The sequence below is a fragment of the Kribbella sp. NPDC000426 genome (assembly GCF_040300265.1).
In the GTDB taxonomy this organism is placed as follows: domain Bacteria; phylum Actinomycetota; class Actinomycetes; order Propionibacteriales; family Kribbellaceae; genus Kribbella.
The window spans coordinates 1,043,165-1,067,381 of the sequence record NZ_JBEPDK010000002.1 but is presented as its reverse complement, the minus strand read 5'-3'; the positions used below and the strand labels follow the sequence as shown (position 1 = coordinate 1,067,381).

The window sequence follows — 24,217 nt, the reverse complement described above, 5'->3', positions numbered from 1 at the left end:
TGCAGGACGCCCACGACGACTACTTCGTCAGCGACGACGCGCCGGCAGGCTCGGCGTACTCGCGCGTCTCGTCGGCGAGCGCGAGCGGCCGGCGGCGGACGGGCTCCGGCCAGGCCAGCGGTACGTCGAAGGCATCGGACAGCAAGCGCTGATAGTCGGCGAGCAGTCGCGGGTCGGCCCGGACGGCGCGGGCGAGATGGCCGCCGTCCAGGCAGAAGGCTGCCAACGCACCGATTGCCTCGCCGATCGCCCATTCCACCGGGTGGAGCCGGTAGCAGCCGTTGGTGATGTGCGTGGTGCCGATGTTCTTGTTGGCCGGCAGCAGGTTGTCCACTCGTTGCGGCAGGAGGGCGCCAAGCGGTATCTGGAACGGGTGTGAGTCGATGTCGACGTAGGTGCGGCCACCGGTGCTGGGGTGCAGGTCGATCCGGTAGGCGCCGATGCCGACGGTGTCAGCGAACTGCGCGGGGCCGTTCAACCCGGCACGAGCCTCGACGCCGACATGCTGCTCGAGCACGGTGAACTCGGCCCGGATCCGTCGGCTCTCGCGTACGTAGACGTACTTGGCGAGCCCGTCCTCGGTCCCCATCACCTCCGGGCACAGCCGCAAACCGGGATAGCCGGTGCCGCTCGGACCGGGCGCCTCGGTCTGCAGCCAGTAGAGCAGCGACAGGCTGAGCTCCCGGCTGCCTTCGAGCGCCTGCTGCCGCACCTCGTCGCTCACGCCGAGCAGGGGCGCGTCGTAGTAGTCGTTGAGGGACCAGTTGACGATGGTCACGTCAGTGTTCAACGGCCGGTCGAGCAGCACCCCGCTTCGGATGCGGCGGAAGTTCCAGCGACTCGAAGAGGCGTCGTCGTGCCCGCTGCCGTGATCAGGTACGAACAGCGGCCAGGTCCGCAGTACGTCGGGCACCGCCGGATCCACGTCGGCGAGGCCGAGGGGCGGGAACGCGACGAAATCGGCATGGTAGTTGCGCCAGTACTCGTACTGCTCCGGTTTCTCGATCGTGTGGTCCTCGCCGGGCCGGTTCTCGACGGCGAAGCACCAAGTGATGGCCTGCTGGTCGAGGGGGTTGGGAGGCCCCGGCAGGGCGTGCGGTTCGCCGGTGTCGTCCTGCGACTCGGCACCGATCACATGTTCCACACCGGCCAGCTCGAGCAGGTCGCCGAGTTCGGTGGCGTCGACCACGTAAGCAGCCGAGATGGTCGTGTCTGCGCCGGTGCTGGACCTGACGGTCACTGCCGTGACCCGGTCTCCGGCCACCTCGGCGGCCACGGGCGTCTGCCGGTACAGCACTTTCACCAGCCCGGCCGCGATGTGCGGTGCGAGCATCGCGTCAAGTACGGCTACTGCGACGGGCGGCTCGGAGCACAGCCGGCTGACCAGTCCCCGGCCCGGGTTGAGCAGCGGATCGGCGTACGCCGAAGGGACGAGCGGATAGTGCCTGCGGTAGTACTCCCGGATGCCCTCACGCAGCGCGCGGTAACTCCGCGAACTCCAGGGACCTTCGATCCAGGCATGCTCGTCAGGCGGCACGCCCTGCGAGGTCAGCTGACCGCCCAGCCAGTCGGTCTCCTCGGTCAGGACGACGGTGCGGCCGAGGCGCGCGGCCGCGAGTGCGGCCGCGACGCCTCCCAGCCCACCGCCGATGATGGCGATGTCGGTGTGCAGTTCGTTCATGGAAGGTTCGGATCCTCCGGTCAGGGCACCGTCGGCGCGGCGACCGTTGCGGTCGAGAGAGCGGCCGAGGTGCTGTCAGTGGTGCGGAAGTAGTAGGAATGGATCCCCTTCGGCAGAGTCGTCGCGTACTGGTAGGTCTTGCCGTCGGAGTAGGTGGTGTCGCTGGAGTCGACTGCGGTCATCGCGTGGATGACTCCGTCCACGACGACCTGGAGCGCCTGCGGCGCTTGGTTGTCGGCGTCGGTGTAGGTAACGGAGTACGTGAACGTCTGGATCGATGTGCCGGTCGTGGGCGAGACGCTGCCCGCGGTCAGTGTCGGCGCGGTGCCGCTGGGGTCGTCGGTCGTGCTGATCTGGTCGATCAGCAGTTCGCCGTAGGCGCCGGATGCCTGTCGCAGCCACAGTTCGAGATGGGCGCGGCCGCGATCGATCTGCGGGCAGACGTCCATGTCGAGCTTCTGGTCCGCCCACGCCGTGCCGACGCTGCGGAACTGACCGCCGGTGAGGCTACAAGTTGTCGTGCCGTCGTTGAGGCTGATCTTGTACTGCGCGTCGGGATAGCCCGGATTCTTCATCGTCAGCACGAGGTAGCGGTAGCCGGCGAAGTTTCCGTAGTCGTGCCACGGCTCGAACTTCGCCCAGGAGCTCGACGAGGACGGCGTCTGGGCGAACCTGCCGACCGTGCGGCCGTCGACTGTGGTCTGGGTGTATGTGCCGGTGCCGCCGCTCTGGTTGAACCAGTTCACCCAGCCGAGGTTCTGGCTTCCCCAGGTGCCGCCGTTGCCGAAATCGTCGTACAGCAAGGGATGTCCGGGATCCGGCAACGGGGGCGCGACGGTCACGCCGGCGCCGCTGTAGGTGTAGTGGCCGTTGGACTGCTGTGTGCCGCGCACCTGCAGCTGCAGATTCGTGTACGGCGCGGACGCGTCCACGTTGACTGTCCCGGACCACACCCCGTTGCCGGCGGTCATTGGGGTGCTGCCGACGCTGACCGCGCTCATCTGGCTGGGCGGCTGTGCCAGAACCGTGACGTCGCCGGTCACGAGATCGCCGGTCCGCGGAGACGTGATCGGCAGGACGAGCGGAGCGGTGCCGCCGCCGCTCGGTGCGTCGTTGATGTCGGACATCGCCATCACCGTGTACATCAATCCGGCCTCGATACTGATGCTCGGCTCGTTGTAGCGCCATTGCTGGACGTCGTCGGACCACAGCGGCCGGTCCTGGTACCAGGGCTTCGCGCTGTTGACGTCCTGGGGGTCGCGGATGTTGGGGCCGCTCACCATCGCGCCGGGAAGCACGATGCCGGTGTTGGTGTGGTCGTAGGCCTGCTCGTCGAGGCGGGTGTGGATGAAGTCGACGTAGTCGGTGCCGATCCCCGAGACCCAACTGATGTTCCAGGGGTTGTCACCGAAGATCCAGTTCGTGCCGCGCAGTACTTCGCGCAGCGCGGGTTGATCGCCGAAGAGTTCGTAGTACCGGACCAGATCGGCCAGGTACGCGGCGTGTGGTTCGTTGACGCCGAAGTTGCTGAACGTGTCGAGCACGCCGTACGGCGTGTCGTCGGCGAGCGACATGGCGTACTCGGCTTGTTGCCGCAGCAGGTCCTTGATGTGTGTCTGGGTGGTGGTGTCTGCCGCGGGATAGAACTCTGCGAGCGAGAGGGGACGCAGATCCCAGTAGCTGGTCGAGCGCAGGTCCGCGAACGTCAGCGGCGTGATCCGACCGGTCGCGGAGGTCTGATAGGCGGTGTTCCCGGTCAGCAGGTACAGCTCGACCTCCGCCCACAGCATCGAATTCGGGAGGCCGCCGACGGTCGCATAGGACCCGACCGGCCCGTCAGGATGGGCCGCCGCGTAGTTGTAGAAGGTCACGGCAGCGGTCTGGCAAGCGGCCGCGAAGGCAGTGAAGTCGGCGACCTTGTCCGCGGCGATGTGAGAACCCGACAGTGCCGCCTGGATCGCTCGGGCGGTGGCCGCGAGAGCCCCCGCGGCCTTGGCCGAACCACCGACACCGAGATTGCGGATGCGGCGGTCGTCCGCCGTACCGGAGATTCCATCGGTGATCGCGTCGGGATGCTGCCAGCCCCCGGTGTGCGGTACGTCGTACAGCGCACCGGCGAAGGCGTTCGCCCACTTGATCAGGTACTCGCTGCCGAAGCGTGCCTCGTCCACCAGGTCGGGCACACCGTTGTCGTCGTTGTCGAACTGCAGTGTCGGCGCCGTCGCATGGCGTACATAGGCCAGGGCGATCTCGCCGCCGACCCACTGGTTACCGGCGTACTTGCCGTAGTCGCCGGCGTCGTACCAGCCGCCGGTGAGGTCGTAGTGGGCCGATCCGTCCTCGCTCGCCGCGTCGTCGAGATGTCCGGCGCCGTGCAGTGCCTTCGCCGACGGCGCGACGGTGCTGTATCCCGACGGATAGGCATCGGCGCTGGACTCGCCGGAGCGCTGCAGCCGGTAGAACGCCATCATCTCGTCCTTGTAGCCGTCCCACATGTTCTGGCTGACCGTGAAGGAGTACGACGAGACGCCGTTGGAACGCAGCGTGTAGGTGCCGGCCTGGGTGAGTGTGGAGAAGTCGATGTCGTAGACGCGGCTGCCCCAAGTGCTGCCCCGGTCGGGCATGCTTCCGGACGCGACCACGGTGCTGCCGGACAGGACCTGGAACGTGTTGTCCGGCAGTACTCCGGTGGCGACCACGTGGGCCAGCTTGAACGCGCCGGCGCTGTAGCCGGCTTGGTCGACCACCACCTCCGTGACGGTGCCTGCGGCGTGCGCCGGCGGACTTGGTGTGGCGATGGCGACGGTGAGGATCCCGGCCATCGCGAGTGCGACGCGGACGACCCATTGTTGCCGGGTTGCGGTGGACCGCATGGGTTCGCTCCTTCCCGGTTCAGCCTTTCAGGCCGGTGAACGAGATGCCTTGGACGATGTGACGCTGGAAGATGATGAAGATCAGCAACGGCGGGACGAACGCGATGAACATGCCCGCCAGCAAGAGGGCCTGGTCCGCGGAGTCGGCCAGACGCGGGAGCGCGACGGCGAGCGGCTGGGTCCCAGGATCGGGGAGCACGATCAGCGGCCACAGGAAGTCCTTCCAGGCCGACATAACCGACAACAGCGAGATAACGGCGATGAGCGGACGGGACAGCGGCAGCACGAGACGCCAGAAGATCGTCAGTGGACCGGCGCCGTCGACCTGGGCAGCGTCGAACAGCTCACGCGGAATCCCGTCGAAGAACTGTTTGGCCAGCAATACGTTGAAGGCGTGCGCGCCGGCCGGTAGCCACACCGCAAGCGGCGTCCCGGTGAGATCGATACCGAGGCCGGGGACGTGGAGCACCGTCAGGTACAGCGCAACCATGGAGACGGTCCCGGGGACGAACAGCGTTGCGAGGATCGCAACGTAGATCACCCGGCCGAGCCAAGGACGCAGTACTGACAGGGCATATCCGGCTGTGGTGGCGACGACGATCTGACTCAGCCAGGAACCGCCGACCAGCACGAGCGTGTTGAGGAGGTACCGGCCGATCTCGAGTGACGACCAGGCATCGGACAGGTTGTGCCACTCGGTCCGGCTCGGCCAGATCGCCAGCGGATCGCGGAGCAGTTCCTGGGTGGACGACAAAGCGCTGCGGACGGTCCAGAACAGCGGTCCGGCACCGGCCAGGATCGCGGCAACCAGTACGACGATCCGGCCGGCGGTCCAGCCGACGCGGAACCCCGGGCGGCGGAGGTCGGCAGCCGAGATCAACTGCCGGTCGCTGACGGTCATGCGCTCCACCTCCGGGTGAGTCGCAGGTAGATCGCGGAAAGCAGGCCCAGGGCAACGACCAGCAGCACGGTGAGCGCGGCCGCCGCCCCGTAGTCACTGCGCAGGAACGCGTAGCGGTAGATGAGCATCAGCACGGTGATCGTCGCGTTGGCCGGCCCGCCATCGGTCATGACGTAGGGCTCGGTGAAGATCTGCAGCGCACCGATCATCTGGAGCAGGAGCAACAGCAGGATGACGCCCCGGATCTGCGGCAGCATGACGTGCCATGTCCGTTGCGGCACGGACGCCCCGTCGATCTCCGCCGCCTCGTACAGCTCGGACGGAACCCCCGCGAGCGCAGCGAGATAGATCAGAACCGAGCCGCCGAAACCCGCCCAGGTCGCCTCGAACACCAGACTGGGCATCGCCCAGGAAGCGTCCTGCAGCCAGGGAAAGGGACCGAGGCCGATCTTGTCCAGCACCAGGTTGAACAAGCCGGAGCCGGGGTTGTAGAACCACTTCCACAACAGCACCGACACCACCGGCGGTACGACGACCGGCAGGTAGACCAGCACCCGGAACAGCCCGCCGGTGCGGCGCAGCTCGGATCCGATCATGCCCAGGAGCAACGGGATCGGGAACCCGATCAGCAACGACAGCACGAAGAACCACAGCGTGTTCCGCACGGCGATGGGCAGGACCGGGTCCATGAAGACGCGGTGAAAGTTGTCCAGCCCGACCCAGGTCGCGGTCACCAGGTTGGTCTTCTGCAGGCTGAGCAGCAGACTGCTGATGATCGGCCACCAGGAGAAGTAGCCGAACACCACCAGGGCAGGCAGCAGAAACACCAGTCCCGTGAGCCGCGGTCGCCAATGCCTGCCGGTCTTGCTTCGCGTCACCGCCCTGGGGGCAGCAGCCGTCCGGACAGAGACCGCCATCAGGACTGTTGCTGCTGCAGGATCGCGTCCACCTGGTCGCTCGCGGCGGCCAGCAGTTTCGCCGGGTCGGCGTCCGGTTTTGTCAGGACAGCCTGGACCACCGGGTCCAGAGCCGCATACACATCCTGCGCCGCGACTGCCGGCTCCGGCACGAACTTGAGCGTCTTCGTGCCCTCGACGTACGGCTTGAACTGCGCGACCGGCACATTGACGTACGGCGCGATGGCCGCATTGACCTTGTCGACGATCGCCTGTCCGAACACCGGGACCAGCGGAATACCGACCGGCAGTTTGTCCGCTGCCTGTGCCTTGGCGACGGCGGCCGCAGCATCAGGGTCGAAGTTCGGCCGCACGTACTCGTAGTCGATCCACTTGATCGCGGCCGCTCGCTGTGCGTCGTCCGCCCGGGCCGTGATCTGCTCGACGGTGCCGCCGAGCAGCGTCGCGTTGCCCGCACCCTGCGGCAGGACGCTCGCCCCGAAGTCCACGGCCTTGCCGCCGAAACGGGTGATGAAGCTGTTGTACGTCGTGGTGCCGTTGATCCACATGCCGACCTTGCCGGCCGCGAAGTCGGGCGCGACGTCTTCGGACTTGCGCAACATGTTCGTGCCGAGCGAGTTGTCCTCGAAGCGCATGGCCTTGAGCAGCTGCAGGGCCTGTAGCGTCGGGGCGTCGTTGAACGCGGCGACCGGCTTGCCGTCGACCGTCTTCTGCATGACCCCGCCGTTGGCGTAGGTCATGGCGGTGAGATGCCACCCTCCGCTGTTGTTGGTCGTGATCGGCGCGTAGCCGACCTGACCGGTCTTCTCGGCGATCTGCTTGGCTGCGGCGCGGAACTCGTCCCAGGTCTTCGGCGGATTGTCCGGATCCAGCCCTGCCTGCTTGAAGAGCGTGCGGTTGTAGATCAGCCCGAGGCTGTACATCGACTCCGGCAGCCCGTAGACCTTTCCGTCCCGGGTCAGCGTCGCCATCACCTTGGGGTCGAAGTCGGCGAATGCCGGGAGCGCCTTCGCCTCGGCGGTGATGTCGGCCACCTGTTGGCGGTCGATCAGGCCCGGCGGCTCGGTCAGCGGAATCCGCAGTACTGCCTCCGCCTTGCCGCCGGCGAGTTTCGCAGCAAACGTCTTGACGTCCCACGGCGCGTCCGAGGGCTCGAGGTGGATCGTGGGGTTCACTTTCTCGAACGCCGCGACCTGGTCGAGGAATGCTTGCCGTGTCGCTGCATTCGTCGTCGGCGGCAGACCCATCACCGAGATGGTGGTGCCGTCGCCGGACGAGCCGGACCCCTTGTTCCCACACCCTGGCAGCGCGAGCGTTGCCGCTCCGGCAAGTCCACCGATGAGCACTGTGCGACGGGTCAGTTGCATGCCGACCTCCTGAAACCTCAGTCCGGGATCCGCGGGCCGAACCCCGTCAGCATGCTAAGGTGCTACCATACAACCTGCAAGACCTTCTGACGCTGGTGCGTGAAACCGCCCACTGCGGACCTTCCCTGCCCGGTGTTGTGGCCCGGAACGAGTTCCGCAGCAGTGGCGCGCCTGGCGGGAGCAGGTGTGTCAGACGGGCTTGCCGGGGGGCGCGTCGGGCCGGAGCAGACCTTCGGCCCGAAGATCGTCCCACAACGCATCCGGAACCTCGGTGGCGAAGGCGGCCACGTTCTGCTCAACTTCGGCGGGTGTGCGCATTCCTGCCAGCACGCTGACGACAGACGGGTGCCCGAGGGGGAACTGCAGCGCCGCGGCGGTGATCGGCACACCGTGGCCGGCGCAGACACGACGTATCGCCTGGGCCCGCTCGAGCAAGGCCCTCGGAGCTGGGCCATAGTCGTAGTGCGCCGACTCGGTAGGGCTTGCCAACAAGCCGCTGTTGAACGGCCCGCCGATCACGACTCGGGTTCCCCGGGTGAGGCAGGTGGGCAGGAGGTCATCGAGTGCGCCCTGTTCGAGCAATGTGTACCGGCCGGCCAGCAAGACGACGTCAAGGTCCAGTCGCTCGACGAAACGGGTCGGCATGGCCGACTGATTCATGCCCACTCCGATGGCCCGCACCGTACCCTCGTCTCGTAGGCGGGCAAGGGCGGGAAAGGCCGTGTCGTAGACGTCCTGTTCGTTGTTGTCCGGGTCGTGGATGTAGGCGATGTCGACGCGGTCGAGACCCAACCGAACCAGGCTGTCCTCGAGCGATCGACGGATGCCGTCCTCGGTCCAGGCGTCGACGGCGTGCAGCTGGGGTGCTCCGGGATACGCATCATTCTGTGCAGCGGTGGCGGGCAAGGGCTCCAGGACGCGACCGACTTTCGTCGAGACGACGAGTTGGCCGGGGTCGACGTCGTGCAATGCGGCCCCGGTCTTGGATTCCGCCGCACCGAGGCCGTACGCCGGCGCAGTGTCGAGGTAAGTGATGCCGAGCTCGAGCGCGCGGTGCACGGTCGCCGCGGCCTGGGCTGCGCTGACGGGCTCGTACAGCCAGCCAAAGGTGGCGGTTCCGAGTCCGAGTTGGCTCAGCACCGGCAGCGGCCGGGTGATGCGTGGAGAAGCGGTTGCGGAATCGGACATGATCGCGTCCTCTCAGAGGTCCCAGGGAGCGGAGTAGGTCGGCGGCAGCCGATCGAGCCGCACGGTGAGCCGCAGCCGCACCCGGGAACGCGGCTGCAGCTGTACGGCGAGGTATCGGCCGGCGACGTGATGTTCGAGCGTGATCGTGTCGACTCGTGGCGCGAACTCGACGTACGGCGATCCTGGATAGTCGCTGTCGCGACGGTCGTAGCGCACCGACTCGATGAGGTGCTGAGCGAAGGTTCCCGATTGCAGGAGGACTTCGCGAGTGCCGTGCAGGGACAGATTGACCAGTTCGATGCCGAGCCCGGTGTCGTCGAGCGCGAACACGAGCGCTGCCACGTCGGTAGGCAGCCCGGGGCGGCGTGCCACAGCATCCCAGTAGCGGACGGCGAGTTGCAGCAGGCCGCCGTTGTAGACGACCTGCGGCGCGCCACAGCACAACTGGAGCAGCGCTTCGGTGACCACCGGGTTGAGCTTCTGGTAGTGCGAGTCGGGGATCTCGCCCGGATCGGAGTCGTCGGCCTCGATCAGCGCCAGACGGTGGGCCACGATCGCGAGGGCGGTCCGCAGCGCGTCCGTGGGATAGCCCGGGTACGCACCGGCGAGGTACGCCAGCCACGGCTGTTCGTGTCCGTCCTCACCCTTGTTGCGGAACGGCAGTGTCACCGCCCAGTCGTAGCCAGAGGTGGCGCGCAGAGTGTTGAGGCACTCGAGATCTGTTGCTTCCCGGCTGCCGTGCCAGAGCGCGGTCAGTAGGTTCACCGGGGGCGGCAGCGGGTCGAACCAACCCCCGTCGGCGAGCCGGGTCGGCACCAGTAGCGTCTCGGCGTCCTCGTCGAGGCCGAGCCGTCGCGCTACCTCGGTCCGCCAGTCCTCGACCACGTTGGTCAGCGGCTGCATGCTTGCCTGGTCGAGGACCAGCTCGAACGCCCTGCGAGTTGGTTGCCAGTAGCCACGATCGCCCGTGAGCAGTGCCGCGTTCTGCGCGGCGACAACGGCTGCGGCGCCGACGCTGCCGATGCCGTGCGGGAACGACCAGCCGTAGTTGCCGCCGTACCAACGGCCGTCCAGGTACTCCCCGACGCGGCCCGAAAGCCCCACGTTGTCGGGGAGTACGCCGTTGTTGCCGGCGGCCCGTTTCCACCAGCCGTCGGTGTATCGCACGACCCAGTCGGCGAAGGACCGCTCGCCGGTCATCAGGTAGGCGTTCAGGACGAGGCTGGTCGCTGCCAGGTTCACGACGGCGTCGCCGCGGCCCATCCGGTCGCGCATCTGCTCGCCCATCATCCGGGCGGATGCGGGGTCCTTGAGCTGGTCGACCGAGTCAACGCCGAGCCAGTCGATCGGCAGGCCGTAGCGCTGCATGACCGGATCCCACGCGTAGCTCGGCTCCGCGTCGGTCAGACCCCAGCGCGGTCCACCGCTGCCGGTGTGCGGTGCCCGGATGATGTTGAGGTTGGCGTCGTAATTTCCGGCTTGGCCGCCGGTGTACAGCTCGGCGAACCGGGCTGCCCGCTCGATCAACTGCGGATCCTGAGGATCTGCCAGGCACAGCCCGTAGAAGAACAGGTTGCCCTCGCCCTGGTGGAACCAGTCGTAGCCGATCTCGTATTCGTGGTCGACCCGGCCGAGCTCGGCGAGCTGGGTGGTGACGCCGTTCCAGTGGTGCTTCGCGGCGGTCAACAGGTCGGCCGAGCCGCTGAGCAGATACAGCGTCGGCCAGTTGAAGAACGCCTCGTAGAAGTCGTCACCGGCGTCGCGGGACGTCAGTTGGCCGCGGTCGACGAACGGAAGACTGCCGTTCGGCGCTGTGCACTGCGCGCTGAAGACCCGCCACGCCTTGTCCTGTGTTTCCAGGAGGTCCCGCTCGAGCACCGCCCAGGTCGGGGGAGGCCCCAGCGGGAGGTCGCCGACCACCGTCAGCGCCGGCCGCCAGGTCATGCCGGGAGATGTGCGGCGAGCCAGCGCGCGGCGTGCTCGACCTGTTGCCCGTCGAACACGTGACCGACCCCGGCCAGCGTGACGTGTTGCAGGTTCGCCTTCGCCTTGCGCCGGCTGTAGGCACCGGCCAGGCTGCGAGCGAACGCGGCGGCATCGGCATCGGTCGCGATCTCGTCGTCGGCCCCACTCACCAGCAGGATCGGGCGTGGAGCCAAGAGGGCCGCCTCACCGGGTCCGACTCGGCCGGCGGCCGCGCCTGGCTGATCGGCGAGTTCCTGGAACGAGCCCAGATTGGCGGCGTCGCAGACCGGCATGATCATCACCCCGCAGGCGATGCGCTGATCGCCGCACATCGACAGGATCGACTGCAGTCCGCCCCAGGACTGACCGACAACCGCGATCCGGTCGGTGTCTGCCGTCAGCCCGAGTGCGAGTACACCGTCGACGAGGGCGGTCGCCAACTCGCGTGATTGACCGAGCAGCGCCGGCTCATCCAGAGCGAAGTCCGCGGTCAGCAGTTCCGCGGTGTCTTCCCAGACCCGCTTGCGGACGCCGTGAGCCGGGTTGTCGACCACGACGACGTGATAGCCGCAGTTCAGCAAACCGGCGACGATCGACGGCGCGATGCGATCCCCGGTGCTACCCGGGAGCGCTTCCTCCTTGGTCGTGCCCATCCCGTTGAAGAAGATGCACAGACCGCGATCCGGGCTCTGGTCGGCCTGCTCGAGCACAACGACAGGCAGCGGATCGCCGGGCGTCGGGATCATCACCTCGCGCTGATGCGGCCATCCGCGCCACGGGGACGCGGGGCCGGGAGGGCCTGCGAACAGCGATGCCTCCCGCACTGCCGCAGTGATCGCCTCGACCGCGGCCAGCCCGGCGAGCTCGACCGTGCCAGTCTCCGGAATTGTCAGCAAGACGTCGACCTGGCGATTCTGCGCGCGGGTGGACCGCTGCGTGACGGAGATCAGCGTCGCCCCGGCGTCGCGGGCGGCGGTGGAGGCCTCGCTCCAGGCGATGTGCTCGCTGTCGGACGAGAGCAGCAGTACTGCGGATTGCGGCGGCAGCCCGGCCGCACGGCGGGACCAGTGCGCCGGGATCGCCGAACACGACGCCGGCACCGACAGCTCACGTAGCGATGTCTCCAGCAGCTCGCCGGCGAACGCCAGGTCGGGCGCGGTCCAGATCTCCACTGCGGACGCCGTCCGCAGTGCCGTTGCCAGGGCGGGGATCGCGGCGTCCAGCGCGATCTGCTCCGCCGCACCGGGCTGACGGTCGGTCGTCGCCGGTTCGGAGTCGTTGGCGAAGTCGTGGGCGATGTCCAGGCGCACCGCGGGATAACCGTCGAAGCCGACGCTGCGGGCGAACCGCGAGACGGTTGGTTGGGCAACGCCGCAGACCTGCGCCATTTCCCCGATGGACAAGGCGATCGCCTCGCCGGGGTTGGCCAGAATGCGTTCGGCGACCCGCTGCTCTGCGGGCGTCAGGGTGGGCAGCGCCGACCGGATGCGTTGGAGGGCGGCGGACCTCGTGCCACGAAGCGGCGCTTGACGAAGGAGGCTCATTCCATGAATATAACAGACGACGGACAGGAAATTTTGATCCAGGAAGGGTTGGCGAAGAGCATGTCTGGTGCGCTCGGACCGCCCACGACGTCTGTGCTGACCGACGGCGCCCCCGACGGCCCGGAGTCGGTCGAGGCACTGCCGCCGGATCGCACGCGATCATATCGGCGCCGCAGAAACCGGGGCTCGTGGCAACGAGACCTGACGCTGCTGTTGATGGGCGCGCCCGCCCTGGTGGCGCTGCTCGTCTTCAACTACCTGCCTATGGCGGGAATCGTTCTGGCGTTCAAGAACTACAACACCTATGACGGAGTGCTGCACAGCCCGTGGGTCGGGCTGCAGAACTTCCACTTCTTGTTCTCCAACGGCGACGCCCTCCGCGTCACCCGCAACACGGTGGTGATGAACTCCCTGTTCATCGTCGCCAATCTGGTCATCTCCATCGGTCTGGCCCTGCTGCTCAACGAGATCCGTGACCGCGCGCCGTGGCTCGGCAAGGTCTACCAGTCGGCGATGTTCCTTCCGTTCGTGCTGTCCTACGTGGTCATCACGAACTTCGTGCTGACCTTCCTGAACGCCGACACCGGGATCGTCAACCACCTGCTCCGCCATTTCGGAGCCTCGGGCGTCGACTGGTACAACGCGCCGAACTGGTGGCCGCTGGTTCTGACGGTCGTGGAAGTCTGGAAGAGCGTCGGGTTCTGGGTCATCGTCTACCTGGCCGGCATCATCTCGATCAGCCCGGAGTACTACGAGGCCGCGTCGATCGACGGAGCCTCCCGGTGGCAGCAGATCCGGCAGATCACGCTCCCGCTGCTCGTCCCGCTGATCGTGATCAACGTGCTGCTCTCGCTCAGCCACATCTTCAACGCCGACTTCGGGCTGTTCTTCCAGGTGACCCAGAACAGCACGACGCTCTACCCGACCACCGACGTGATCGACACCTACGTCTATCGGTCGCTGACCTCGATCGGTGATGTGGGCATGGCCGCGGCCGCGGGTCTCTACCAGTCCTTCGTCGGATTCGTGCTCGTCGTGACTGCCAACTGGCTGGTCCGCCGGCGCGGTGCCGACGCCCTGTTCTGAACTCAGCAAGGAGGGAGGCCATCGTGGTGCTCGAGACGGCGCCGGCGAAGGTGCACCGCCCCGTGCGGCGATCCGCGCCCGCATTCGACCTGCGCCGCCTGGCGATCCACTGCGGCCTGGTGATCGTGGCGCTCGGCTTCGTTACGCCGTTGATCATCGTGATCTCGGCGTCGTTCTCCAGCGAGTCCGCGATCACTGATCACGGCTACTCGCCGTTGCCGCAGCGGTTCAGTACCACCGCCTATCGCTATGTGCTGGGCGATCCGAGCAAGATCGTCCAGGCGTACGGCGTCTCGATCCTGGTGACCGTGACCGGAACGATCCTCTCGCTGACGATCATGTCGATGCTGGCGTACACCCTGTCCCGTAACGACTACCGGCTGCGCCGCCCGCTGTCGTTCTACGTGCTCTTCACGATGATCTTCAACGGCGGGCTGGTCCCGACGTACATCCTCATCACCCAGTACCTGCATCTGCAGAACACCGTGCTGGTGCTGATCCTGCCGTACGTCGTGACGCCGTGGTACCTGCTCCTGCTCCGGACGTACTTCGCGCAGCTGCCCAAGGACATCATGGATGCGGCGCGCATCGACGGAGCGGGCGAATGGCGGGTGTTCACCGGCATTGTGCTGCCGCTGTCGAAGCCGGCCCTGGCCACCGTCGGGCTGTTCGTGATGCTCCTGTACTGGAACGACTGGTGGCTCGGGCTGCTTTACATCACCGACGACCGGCTCGCCCCGTTGCAGCTGTATCTGTACCGCATTCTGACCAACATCGACTTCGCGGCGTCGAACTCACAGTTGGCCGGCACCACGATCGCGATTCCGATCCAGACGGTGCGGATGGCGGTCGCCGTACTGGCGATCGGTCCGATCGTCGCAGCGTTCTTCTTCATCCAGCGGTTCCTCATCCGCGGCATCGCGCTCGGCGGATTGAAGGATTGACCAGCTCGACGCGGCCTGGTGCGCGCGCCCTTCAGCAGGAGGATTCAAATGACAGTGGTCTCTCGCCGGTCGTTCCTGTCCGGTTCCGGGAAGGTTGCCTTCGGCGCCGGTCTGGCGGCCCTCGGCGTGCCGTCGCTGGCGGCGTGCAGCTCGTCCCCGAAGTCCGGTGCCGGCGGCAACGGTGTCGTCAGCTACCAGTTCCTCGGCAACCCGAACGAGAGTGACGCCACCGCGGTGGCCGACGCGCTCAACGCGATGCTGAAGGCGAAAGGCAAGACCTTCACCGTCTCCTTGCAGCCGGTGCAGAACTATACCCAGGCGATGACTCTGAAGTCGTCGGCCGGGCAGCTCGGTGACATGTTCTTCACCGCGCCGTGGGCCACTGACTACTACCGGCTGGCGGCCGCGAAGAGCCTGCTCCCCTTGGACGACCTGCTCCCGAAGCACGCCCCGACGCTGTGGGGCAGCATGGCCAAGTCCACCTGGGACGCGGTGCGGGTCGACGGAAAGATCTACGGCGCCATCAACCAGCAGCGGTTCCCGAAACTGTGGGGATTCGTCACTCAGCAGAAGCTCGCCGAGAAGTACCATTTCGACGTCGCGTCGATCGCGCACTACGAAGAGCTCGAGCCGTTCCTGGCCACGATCAAGCAGCGCGAGCACGGGATCGTGCCGTGGGCGACCGACAGCGTCGGGAACAACACGATCTTCCAGCCTGAGCTCTTCGGCTGGGACCCGGTCGCCAGCGCCTACGGCCTGGCGGTCCGCTACGACGACGAGAACCTGCACGTCTTCAACATGTATGACACAGCTGAGTTCAAGGCTGCCGCTGAGGTCAGCAGGCGCTGGCACGAAGCTGGCTACGCGGTCTCGTCGCCGTTGTCGGACGCGGACGCGGCGGCGCAGAACGCCGGTGGCAAGGTGGCCGTGATAGCGGGACAGACCGGACCGAGCAACCCGCAGGCGTTCGGGTTCCCGACGGTCGGCAAGGTGCTGGTGCCGACGCCGTTGCTGAACACCGACGGGGCCAGTGCGACCCTCACCGGGATCAACAGCCATGCGGCGAATCCCGAGAATGCCGTGCAGTTCCTGGAGATGCTGAACTCGGACAAGGATTTCTACAACACCATCTGTTTCGGGATCAAAGGGACCCACTGGGCGTTCACCGACGAGAGCCTCGGTGTCGTGGGATTCCCGCCCGGTCAGAGCGCGGGGAGCAGCAAGTGGAACCCGAACAGCGACTGGGTGTTCGGCAACCAGTTCAACGCCTACTACCGCAGCGTCTACGACGCCCAGCACAAGCGCTGGGAGGCCGAGGCCCAGGTGAACCGTACGGCGGCAACGTCGAAGGCGATCGGCTTCGCCCTGGACACCACGCCGATCAAGACGCAGATCGCGACCCTCTCAGCAGCCCTCGGCCAATACCGTCCGCAGGTCGTGAACGGACTGCAGGACGCCGGTAAGGGAGTCTCGACCCTGCTCAAGACCCTTGACAATGCGGGGATGCAGAAGGTTCTGGCCGAGGCGCAGAAGCAGCTCGACGCATTCAAGCAGAACGGCCATTGAGGTGACCGATCCGTTCGCAGCGACCATGGAGATGGATCGCTACCTGGAACAGCAGGCACGCGATCCGCGTCCCCGGCCGGCGTTCCCCATCCGGCCGCGACCGGGCGACGACCGCAGCTATGTCACCGCGCGGCTGGACGAGATGGTGGCGGACACGCTGCGTACGAGTCCGGCGCTGGACTACCCCTACATCGCGCCGGGAGCGATCTACGACTCGGTCTGGACGTGGGACGCGTACTTCACGGGGCTGGCGCTCCCGCCGCAGCATCTCGACCACTTCGTGGGATCGCTGCGGATCCTGCTCGAAGCGATCCGGGCCGACGGCCGCGCGGCCTCACTGGTCGAGCCCGACGGTACTGCGAGCTACGACCACATGGGCCAGCCGATCCACGCGCAGTGGGCGCTGGCCGCGGTACGGCGTACCGGCACGGAGGAGTGGCTCGCGCCGTACTGGCCGGCGCTGGTCGCCACGCGGGACTGGCACCGGCGGGAATGCTCAGGGCGGCGCGGGCTGTACCGCTGGACCGACGAATCGGGTTCCGGGATCGACAACGATCCGGCGATCTACGGACGGTTCGGCGCGACGGTCGGCCTGGTGGACATGAATTGCTTCCACGTGCGGGAGTTGGACTCGATGGCAGCCCTGGCCGAGCTGCTCGGGATGACCGGCGCGGGGGAGTACCGTCGCGAGGCGGAGCTGCTGCGCCAGGCGATCAACGCCTTCATGTGGGACGAGCGGGCCGGCACCTACCGGCATCTCGACCTGTCCGAGCTGCACCGGACCACCCATCAGAAGGTCACCTGGGAGGTCCCGCTTCAGGTTGGTACCTGGGGCTGTCTGTTCCCGTTGTGGACCGGCGTTGCGGAACCGGCTCTCGCCGATCGATTGATCACCGAGCATGTCCTCGACCCACACCGGTACCTGTCCGGGTTCGGGATTCGCTCGATGGCGGCCGACGAGCCCATGTACAACAACGTCGCCATGGCTGATCCGTCCAACTGGCAGGGGCCGGTCTGGGGGCTGAGCACCTTCCTGACCTGCTACGGGCTCGCCCGCTACGGCTACCGCACCGAGGCCGTGCGGGTGGCTTCCCGACTGGTGAACCTGATGGCAGACGACCTGCGAGCGAACGGCACCATCCATGAGTCGTACCACGCCGACACCGGCGCTCCACTGTTCAACCCCGGCTTCATCAGCTGGAACCTGCTCGCCCGGCGGGTGCTCGATGACCTCGAGGCGGGAGTCGATCCGACAGCGCTCGATTGACCGCGTGCCATGCCGATGGACCTGATCGACTCACATGTCCACGTGTGGGACCCGACCGCCGGCTACCCATGGTTGACGGGCGTACTGCGACGGCCGTACCGGCTCGCAGATCTGCGTCGATCCATTGACCTGGATGTCTCGGTGTCGGTGATCCTGGTGGAGGCCGGCCGAGGCGATCCTGCCGAGACCTCCGATCTGCTAAGTCTTGCTGTCACCGACCCTTCCGTAGCCGGCGTTGTCGGGACCGCGAACCTCCAGTGTCCTGGGGCCGGGGGCAGGATTAAGGCGCTGATCAGCGGGCCACACGGCAACTACCTTGTCGGACTCCGCGAGCGACTGGACGCTCGGCTGATCTCTGCTGTCCAGACCGTGCGCGGGCAACTCGGTGAGCACGGACTGGCCTTGGAGGTGAACTGCTCGCCGGAGCAGTTCGAGCAGGTTGGCCAGCTGGTAGAGACACTCGGGCCTGACGTCCCAGTCGTGCTCGATCATCTGGCTGGGCCGCCGGCCGCTCCCCAGCCCTCGGACTTGCTTGAGCGGTGGGTGGATGGACTCAAGGACCTGGCCGCCTTGCCGAGTGTCTCTGTGAAGCTGTCCGGCATCCTGACTCAAATCACAGGGCCGGCCTCTTGGCGAGTCGAGGTGGTCCGTCACGCCGTCAACATCGTCGGTCCGGGCAGAACGATGATCGGCTCCGACTGGCCGGTCTGCCTGACCGGCGGAAGTTGGGCGGCTGCGATCGATACGGTGCGCGCCGCCTTGACCGACTGTCCGCCGGCTGACCTTGAGCGTGTGCTCGCCGGTACCGCTCGCGAGGTGTTCCGTCTCGCCGAACGCCCGCCCGTCGGATGACGGGCGACGACATCGTCGAGACGGTCACCTTCGCTCTCGACGGTCAGACCTACGACGTCGACCTGACCAGCAAGGATGCCGACGCATTCCGGAAGGTCCTCTCGCCGTTCGTGCGGGCGGGCCGGCGGGTGCCGACGGAGCGCGGTACCGCGCCGGAGTGTTGCCACTGCTGTCCGACCGCGAAGACCGTCAGGACCTGGGCTCGGGCCAACGGTTACGACGTTGCTGACCGGGGCCGGCTGCGGACGGAGATCCGCGAGGCTTACGTACGTCGCCGGGCGGCGCGCTGAATCGGCGCCGCCCGGCGACGAGGTCGATCAGGCGATGATCGAGTTCGTCCCGGCGTCGGTGAAGGCCCCGGCCGGACCGTCGTACACGGTGTGGTTCCACGGAATGTCCTGGACTGTGTTCACCGTGCCCGGGCCGGTGTTGCCGGTGACCACCGTCAGCTCTGCCATCACGCCGACCGGCTGAGTGATCACGTACGGAGTGCCGAGCCGCACCGCCGAGGCGGCGTTGCTCACCCGATTGCCGGCCAGCACGTTGCCGCGCATCAACGGCTGCGGCGGCAACGACGGCGACAGCGTGGTGAAGTCGTCGTACATCAACGTCGCCAGGCCGCCGGTGATCCGGTTGTCGCGGACCTGGTTGTAGAAGCTGACGTCGATCACCGGGAAGTCCTTGCCGCCCATCACGCTGATGAACGACACCCCGGTCCAGTCGAAGCCGGGCGGATTGGCGTTCACCGAACCGGCGGAGTCGAAGTCGTTGCCGGCGGCAATGCAGAGCACACTCGCACCGTAGTTCCCGACGTACTTCGGCGTACTCCGGATGGTGTTGTTCACGTAGAGCTCACGTTGTTGAGTAGCGCAGACGACGAAGACCGAATCCGTGCCGGGCACGGCCTCCCACGGCTCGTCGAGGATCAAGGTGGTCGCCGTGTTGGCGACCACCTTGCGCAGCTGCCCGACTCCGGTGCCGGCCAGGATGATCACTGTCGTGCCGATCGGATCGAGCTTGGCATCGTCCATCACGAACTCGACCAGGGTGGTGCTGATGGTTGTCGACGTGGCGGCCGAGACCGGGAGCGGGCGGCGGCCGCCCTGTGCCGAGTTGATCTGGTCGCCGACCAGCGCCTCACCGCAGTTGCCGGCCGGTTGTCCGGCATCGACGATCAGGTTCTCGCCGTAGTAGCAGTCCTCGATTCCGCAGGCGTCCTCGACTCCGGCCACCTGCGACGGCAACCGCAGTGCGCCGGTCTGCACGGCGCGCGCGTAGTAGAACTCGTCGGAGCCGCGTCCGAAGCGGTTCCGACGTACGGTCAGCCGTCGCCCGCCCCAGACCTTGACGCCGTCGTTGTCGGCCTGGTGCTCAGGGTTGTTCGGGTCGGTGGGATTGCGCGGGTACACCAGCCGGAACGTGTTGTCCTGGACGCGTACGTCGGTGACGGCGACGAAGAACGCGCCGTTGCCCGCGTGCAGGTCGCACTGCTCGATCGTGAGGTTGCGCAGGTTCTGCCCGAAGATGGCGAAGGTGCCGACGTAGAGCCACACATCGTCGGGATACAAGGGGTTCTCGACCGTGACCTGTGCGATGGTCGCGTTGTTGCGAGCGTCGAGCTCGATCGCGACCATGCGGCGCTCGTTGGTGTCGAATCCGAGCCCACGGACCTCGGTCGGTGTATCACCTGGCGCGAGGTAGAGCATGCCGTAGTCGTCGGCGCTGTCGACCGCGTACATGTCCGTCGGCGCGTTCCGGGGCAGGTCCGTGGACCACTCCACATCGGCGCTCATCCGCAGCTTGGTGCGATCCTGACCGGCGCCTTGGACGACGATCGGGCCCTTGCCGTTCGGGAGCCGCAGCTTGCTCGTCAGGGTGTAGGTCCCGGCCGGGATCCGGACCCGGGCACCGCCCCGGGCCTGCGCGGCGGCGGTGAGCGCGGCCTGCAACGCGGCCGTCGAATCCTGCTGTCCGCCCGGGTCGGCCCCATAGTCGCGAACGGCGTCGATCTCGTGTCGCGGGGCAGCAGTACGGGCTATCACCGGCAGCCGCAGGCTGGAGGTCACCCGAGCCCCGGCCGGACCGGTGGACACTTGGACGGTGCAGTCGCCGTTCAGCCCCTTCGGCACCTCGAACCGGATTTGGTAGCGGTCGGCCTTGAGAACTGTGGCCGACCGGGTCAGTCCGTGACGCGTCAGCGTCACAGTGGGCCTCGTCGAACCGAGTTGCAGGTCGTTGCCGTAGACGGTGACCTCGTCCCCGGCGCTCGCTGTGGGCATGTCGAGGTACCACGGGTCGGGCGTGTTCACCAGGAACGGCTGTGACCACGCGCGGCCGTCACCCGAGGAGACGTACACCGCGAAGGCGGTTTCGGTGCGGCCGGCCGGCGCGCGGAGGACGACGGCGTCGGCCGTCACTCCGACAACGTCGAGCGGGCTGGCGTCGTGGGGTGGCTGGGCGGGCACACCGTTCGCGTCGCGGCCACGCAGCGGCCAGACCCGGGCCTGAGCGGCGGTCGCGAAGCCTGCGCCGCTCACACCGAACACCTGGCCGGGGCTGGCCGAGCGTACCTGGCGCCGGTACAGCACCGGAGCGGTTTCGGTCGGTCGGGCGTCGGCCGGCCGGGGTGACCAGACACCGGCGGGCACGCCACCGGCCAAAGCGCCGGCGACGATCGCGCCGGAGGTGCCGAGGAAACGACGCCGGCTCGGACCGGCGACCGCAGCGCCCGGTGTGGGCAGGGGATCGGAAGTCATCGTGTTTCTCCTTCGAACGTGGGTCGGTGTGGTCGCTGTTGTCCTAGACGGTCCGGACTGCGTCGTAGATCTCGATCTCGAAGACCCGGACCACGTCCACGGGGTCGCGCGACTTCTGGCTGAAGACGACCCGGATCGTGTCGGTGTCCAGCGGGGTCAGCGCAACGTCGGTGGTGGCGAGCGTGTTGCCAGTGACCGTGCCGACCTGCTGCCAGTCGCCGGCGGGGGTCCGGCCCTGCACCACGAACGACACGACGACCTGCGCCGCGCCAGGTCCGCTGAACATGCGCAGCAGCTTCGGGGTCGTCGCCGCCGCGAGCTCGATGGTGATCATCGGCGCGCTGTCGTCGAGGCTGCACAGCCACCGGCTGGCCGAGTCGGTCCGGTTGCCGTCGACCGCCTTGTCGCCGGTGTACGCCGGCGTGTATGTCGAGCTCACGGTGACGGGCCGGTCAAGTGCGAGGTTCGGGCCGGTCGGCACGTACTGCAACGGGACGTTCCAGTTCGATGGCTCCGTGAAGACCGGCGTACCGTCGGCGAGCTGGGTTGCGACGCGGATCTGCACCGTCGCCGGCGCGCTCACCGAACTCAGGTCGAGCGCCTGATGGAGTGCGTAGCCCTGGTGTACGGCGGTGTCGTTCCAGGTATCGCCCTCCGATGCGCGCCACTGGACCCAGCTCGTCTCGGCCGCGTAGTACGACCAGGTCACGGTCGGCGTCCGGTACGGGCCGTCGACGGAGTACGACCGCAGTGCCGGGCCGGCCGGGTCGTCGGTGAGCGTGATTGCCACGCTGAAGACCGCGATGCCGTCGGGCTCGAGCTTCAGCTGCCATCCGTCGTCTGCGGTCTTGGTGATCCGGCCGGCCTCGGCGGTCCACTGCCCCCAGGTGGCGAGCTTGCCCGGCTCGACCCCGCGGGGATCCAGCGTGAAAGTGGCTGTCGTGGCCACTGAGCGCTGGTTCAATGCGACCAGGTAGATCCGTCGGCCGTCCGCCGAGCGGCCGGTGAGCCAGTCCACATCGGGCTGGTCACCGGTCACCAGCGTGCGCGGCATCCACAGCTCGACGGCGTCGCCGTACACCTTGCCCGGAGCGAAACCGGCCGGGCGGTGCGAGCCGACCTTGGCCGTGCAGAACCCACGGGGGAAGTCGACCTTGCCGCCGCTTCGCAGGTGCGCCTCGGAGAGCAGATAGTCGACGACCCAGCCGATGTGCCACCAGCCGTGCCACGGGAACACGCTCGAGCCACCATTGCCGGCCGACCAGTAGTAGGACGGGATGCCGCTCGTCGCGCCGACGAACGCGTCACGTCCGCGCGCCGCAGCCCGGGCGAGCAGCAAGAAATGCGCGTCACCGGTCAGCTCGTAGAACCGGACGAACGATCCGGCGTGGCTGCTGAGCAGAATCGGGCCGGCGCCGTTCGCGCTGCCGAAGTAGCCGGCGTGCTCGAAGTTGAGCCCGGCCTGGCTCAGCTGCCAGTCCTCGACCGTCGGCCCGTTGAACGTCTTGGTCGCGGTCGTCGCCACCGGATGGTTGTAGATGTGCTGGGTGTAGACCCGCGCCGCGGTGACAGCCGCGTCCAGATAGGGACGGTGACCGGTCAGGTCGTACAGATCGAGCAGCGCCTGCGCAGCGAAGATCACCTGGAAGTCGCGGACCAGGACGGCGTCGTCACAGACCCCGAGGTAGTTGCCGGTGGCAACCGCAGTACGGATGAACCAGTCCGCCCCGCGGCGGGCCGCGGCCAGGTACCTGCGATCACCCAGAACGCGATAGGCCGCGACGAATCCGTACCAGGTCGCGCGGTAGTCGGTCAGCTCCGGATACTGCAGTGTCTGCGGATCGTCGCGGACGTAACCGATGTCGAAGCTGCCGTCCCGCTTCTGCCACGTCAGCAGCCGATCGGCGGCCAGCCGCAACCGGTCGTGGACCTCGGTGTCGTCCGGGGTGAACAGTGCGATGTTCCCCATGTCGGCGAGCGTGTAGAACGTGGTGAAGATCGGTGAGACGTAGGCTGCGTCGAGCCCGACCCATTCACTGTCGGTGATCCAGCCGTCGTTCTTGAAGTACTCGCCGAGCGCGGCGCCCTGGAACGGTCCACCGGCCGTCTGCTGCTGGGCCAGTTTGAAGTTACGCGCGTACGGCAGCCGGTCGTTGTGAATCACCGGATCGGTGGTGAGCGCGTCCAGCATCCACATGGCGCCGACGTCGGACAGCTTCCCGCTCTCCGCACCCAACGTGATTCCGTTGTATGTCCAGGTGTGCCACTGGGACTGTGGCGAGACCAGGAAATCGTGCATGCGGTTGAGGCGATGGGTGAGCGAGTCGGTTGCATGCGCCAGCTTCAGGTACTCACCCACCGGATAGATCAGCTCGGACACATAGCGGTTCACCTCGTACCAGCCCGTGGGCCGCACGATGTACCGGAACGTCGCAACAACAGTCTGGCCCGCGGTCAACCAGGATCCCTCCTGCCCGAGGACGGGCGACGCGATGGTCGGGCCGAGGACGCCGCCGGTGGTGCGCAGCGACGTACCGACGTGCCAGGTCGACTGAGTGATCTTGTCCTTGGCCCAGGGATCGCGAGCCAAACTCGGATCGGCGACGACGCCGAGGCTCACCTGCTCCTGCCGTTGTTGCAGGATTGCGACCAGACTGGTCGTGCTGGCCTCGGTCGCGAGCGCTGGGGCCGTCGGTACGCCGAACTGGTAGCGGAAGGCCAGTTCGTCGTCGCTCTCGATGGTCGAGGAGTTCCAGTACCCGGGGACGACACCCCAGCCGAGGTCGCGGTCGGCCAACGTGCCCAGCGTCGGACTCGTCACCGAATACCAGCCGTCGGCGGTCGGCGTGAACTGGACGGCGGCCACGACATCGTCGTCGTCCATCGCCCACGCCACCTTGTATTCACCGGTGGGTTGGCTGCTGCTGAACGTGACGGCGTCCTTCGTCGCGCTGCCGATCTCGGGCCAGAACCGTACCGTGCTGCCGACGCCGAGCCGGCGCGCGTCATCGATGGTCGGCACGGCCGGATCGGTGGACCACCACAGCCCACATTCACCGGAAGGTGTGAAGACCGACCGCCAGCGGCCGCTCGAACGCAGTTGCAGCTGGTCGAGCCGCCAGCCCTGCTGGTCGCGTTGCCACTCCAGGCGAACGCTGCGGCCCTCCAGTCGCTGCCGATTCGGACCTGCCGTCGCGGCGCCCGCATCGGGTTGCCGAAGGGCGTTCAGCAGTACGGCACCAGCCGTGCTGGCCGCGGCAAGCTTCATGAAATCGCGTCGTTGTACCTCGGGCATGCTGCTCCTCAGGCG

Annotated in this window: 16 protein-coding genes; 6 read left to right on the top strand and 10 right to left on the bottom strand. The window is 67.3% G+C overall.

Annotation, left to right across the window (positions count from 1 at the left end; translation table 11 throughout):
• Positions 1-19: 19 nt before the first annotated feature.
• From ABT313_RS12740 to ABT313_RS12705, 8 genes are all read right to left on the bottom strand, one after another.
• Positions 20-1,681, bottom strand: a complete 1,662-nt coding sequence (locus tag ABT313_RS12740; RefSeq protein WP_350851658.1) for an FAD-dependent oxidoreductase — start codon at positions 1,679-1,681, stop codon at positions 20-22.
• A 20-nt stretch (positions 1,682-1,701) separates the two neighbouring features.
• A complete protein-coding gene (locus ABT313_RS12735; RefSeq protein WP_350851656.1) occupies positions 1,702-4,554 on the bottom strand; it encodes a glycoside hydrolase family 9 protein in 2,853 nt (950 codons plus the stop codon).
• 19 nt (positions 4,555-4,573) lie between these two features.
• On the bottom strand, positions 4,574-5,455 hold the full coding sequence (locus tag ABT313_RS12730; RefSeq protein ID WP_350851654.1) for a carbohydrate ABC transporter permease: 882 nt from the start codon (positions 5,453-5,455) through the stop codon (positions 4,574-4,576).
• Positions 5,452-6,282, bottom strand: a complete 831-nt coding sequence (locus ABT313_RS12725) for a carbohydrate ABC transporter permease (protein WP_350851652.1) — start codon at positions 6,280-6,282, stop codon at positions 5,452-5,454. Before ABT313_RS12725 ends, ABT313_RS12730 begins: the two co-directional genes overlap by 4 nt.
• An 89-nt stretch (positions 6,283-6,371) precedes the next feature.
• The gene (locus tag ABT313_RS12720) at positions 6,372-7,739 is read right to left on the bottom strand and encodes an ABC transporter substrate-binding protein (protein ID WP_350851650.1); all 1,368 of its coding nucleotides are present in this window, start codon (positions 7,737-7,739) and stop codon (positions 6,372-6,374) included.
• Positions 7,740-7,928: 189 nt separating this feature from the next.
• Complete coding sequence (locus tag ABT313_RS12715) at positions 7,929-8,927, bottom strand: aldo/keto reductase (protein WP_350851648.1); 999 nt, start codon at positions 8,925-8,927, stop codon at positions 7,929-7,931.
• A 12-nt stretch (positions 8,928-8,939) separates the two neighbouring features.
• Complete coding sequence (locus tag ABT313_RS12710; protein WP_350851646.1) at positions 8,940-10,871, bottom strand: DUF8034 domain-containing protein; 1,932 nt, start codon at positions 10,869-10,871, stop codon at positions 8,940-8,942.
• On the bottom strand, positions 10,868-12,436 hold the full coding sequence (locus ABT313_RS12705; RefSeq protein WP_350851644.1) for an alpha/beta fold hydrolase: 1,569 nt from the start codon (positions 12,434-12,436) through the stop codon (positions 10,868-10,870). Before ABT313_RS12705 ends, ABT313_RS12710 begins: the two co-directional genes overlap by 4 nt.
• Before the next feature lie 3 nt (positions 12,437-12,439).
• Here ABT313_RS12705 and ABT313_RS12700 point away from each other — a divergent pair, with 3 nt between their 5' ends.
• The 6 genes from ABT313_RS12700 (at position 12,440) to ABT313_RS12675 (ending at position 18,441) form a co-directional block, all read left to right on the top strand.
• Positions 12,440-13,522, top strand: coding sequence for an ABC transporter permease (locus ABT313_RS12700; protein WP_350851642.1), 1,083 nt, complete (start codon positions 12,440-12,442; stop codon positions 13,520-13,522).
• Between the two features lie 23 nt (positions 13,523-13,545).
• A complete protein-coding gene (locus ABT313_RS12695) occupies positions 13,546-14,466 on the top strand; it encodes a carbohydrate ABC transporter permease (RefSeq protein WP_350851640.1) in 921 nt (306 codons plus the stop codon).
• A 48-nt stretch (positions 14,467-14,514) separates the two neighbouring features.
• Positions 14,515-16,032 (top strand): DUF3502 domain-containing protein, encoded by a 1,518-nt coding sequence (locus tag ABT313_RS12690; protein WP_350851638.1) that lies wholly within the window; start codon positions 14,515-14,517, stop codon positions 16,030-16,032.
• Position 16,033: 1 nt separating this feature from the next.
• The gene (locus ABT313_RS12685; protein WP_350851636.1) at positions 16,034-17,299 is read left to right on the top strand and encodes an amylo-alpha-1,6-glucosidase; all 1,266 of its coding nucleotides are present in this window, start codon (positions 16,034-16,036) and stop codon (positions 17,297-17,299) included.
• Positions 17,300-17,440: 141 nt separating this feature from the next.
• Positions 17,441-18,151 (top strand): amidohydrolase family protein, encoded by a 711-nt coding sequence (locus ABT313_RS12680; protein WP_350851634.1) that lies wholly within the window; start codon positions 17,441-17,443, stop codon positions 18,149-18,151.
• Entirely contained in the window at positions 18,148-18,441 is a 294-nt protein-coding gene (locus ABT313_RS12675) for a histone-like nucleoid-structuring protein Lsr2 (protein WP_350851632.1), read from the top strand. The genes ABT313_RS12680 and ABT313_RS12675 overlap by 4 nt, the downstream gene beginning before the upstream one ends.
• Before the next feature lie 27 nt (positions 18,442-18,468).
• Here ABT313_RS12675 and ABT313_RS12670 read toward each other — a convergent pair whose 3' ends face one another.
• Together ABT313_RS12670 and ABT313_RS12665 are read right to left on the bottom strand one after the other, a co-directional pair.
• Positions 18,469-20,907: a glycosyl hydrolase family 28-related protein gene (locus ABT313_RS12670; RefSeq protein WP_350851630.1), complete on the bottom strand. Its 2,439-nt coding sequence runs from the start codon at positions 20,905-20,907 to the stop codon at positions 18,469-18,471.
• Positions 20,908-20,950: 43 nt separating this feature from the next.
• Entirely contained in the window at positions 20,951-24,202 is a 3,252-nt protein-coding gene (locus ABT313_RS12665) for a discoidin domain-containing protein (RefSeq protein ID WP_350851628.1), read from the bottom strand.
• Positions 24,203-24,217: the final 15 nt, after the last annotated feature.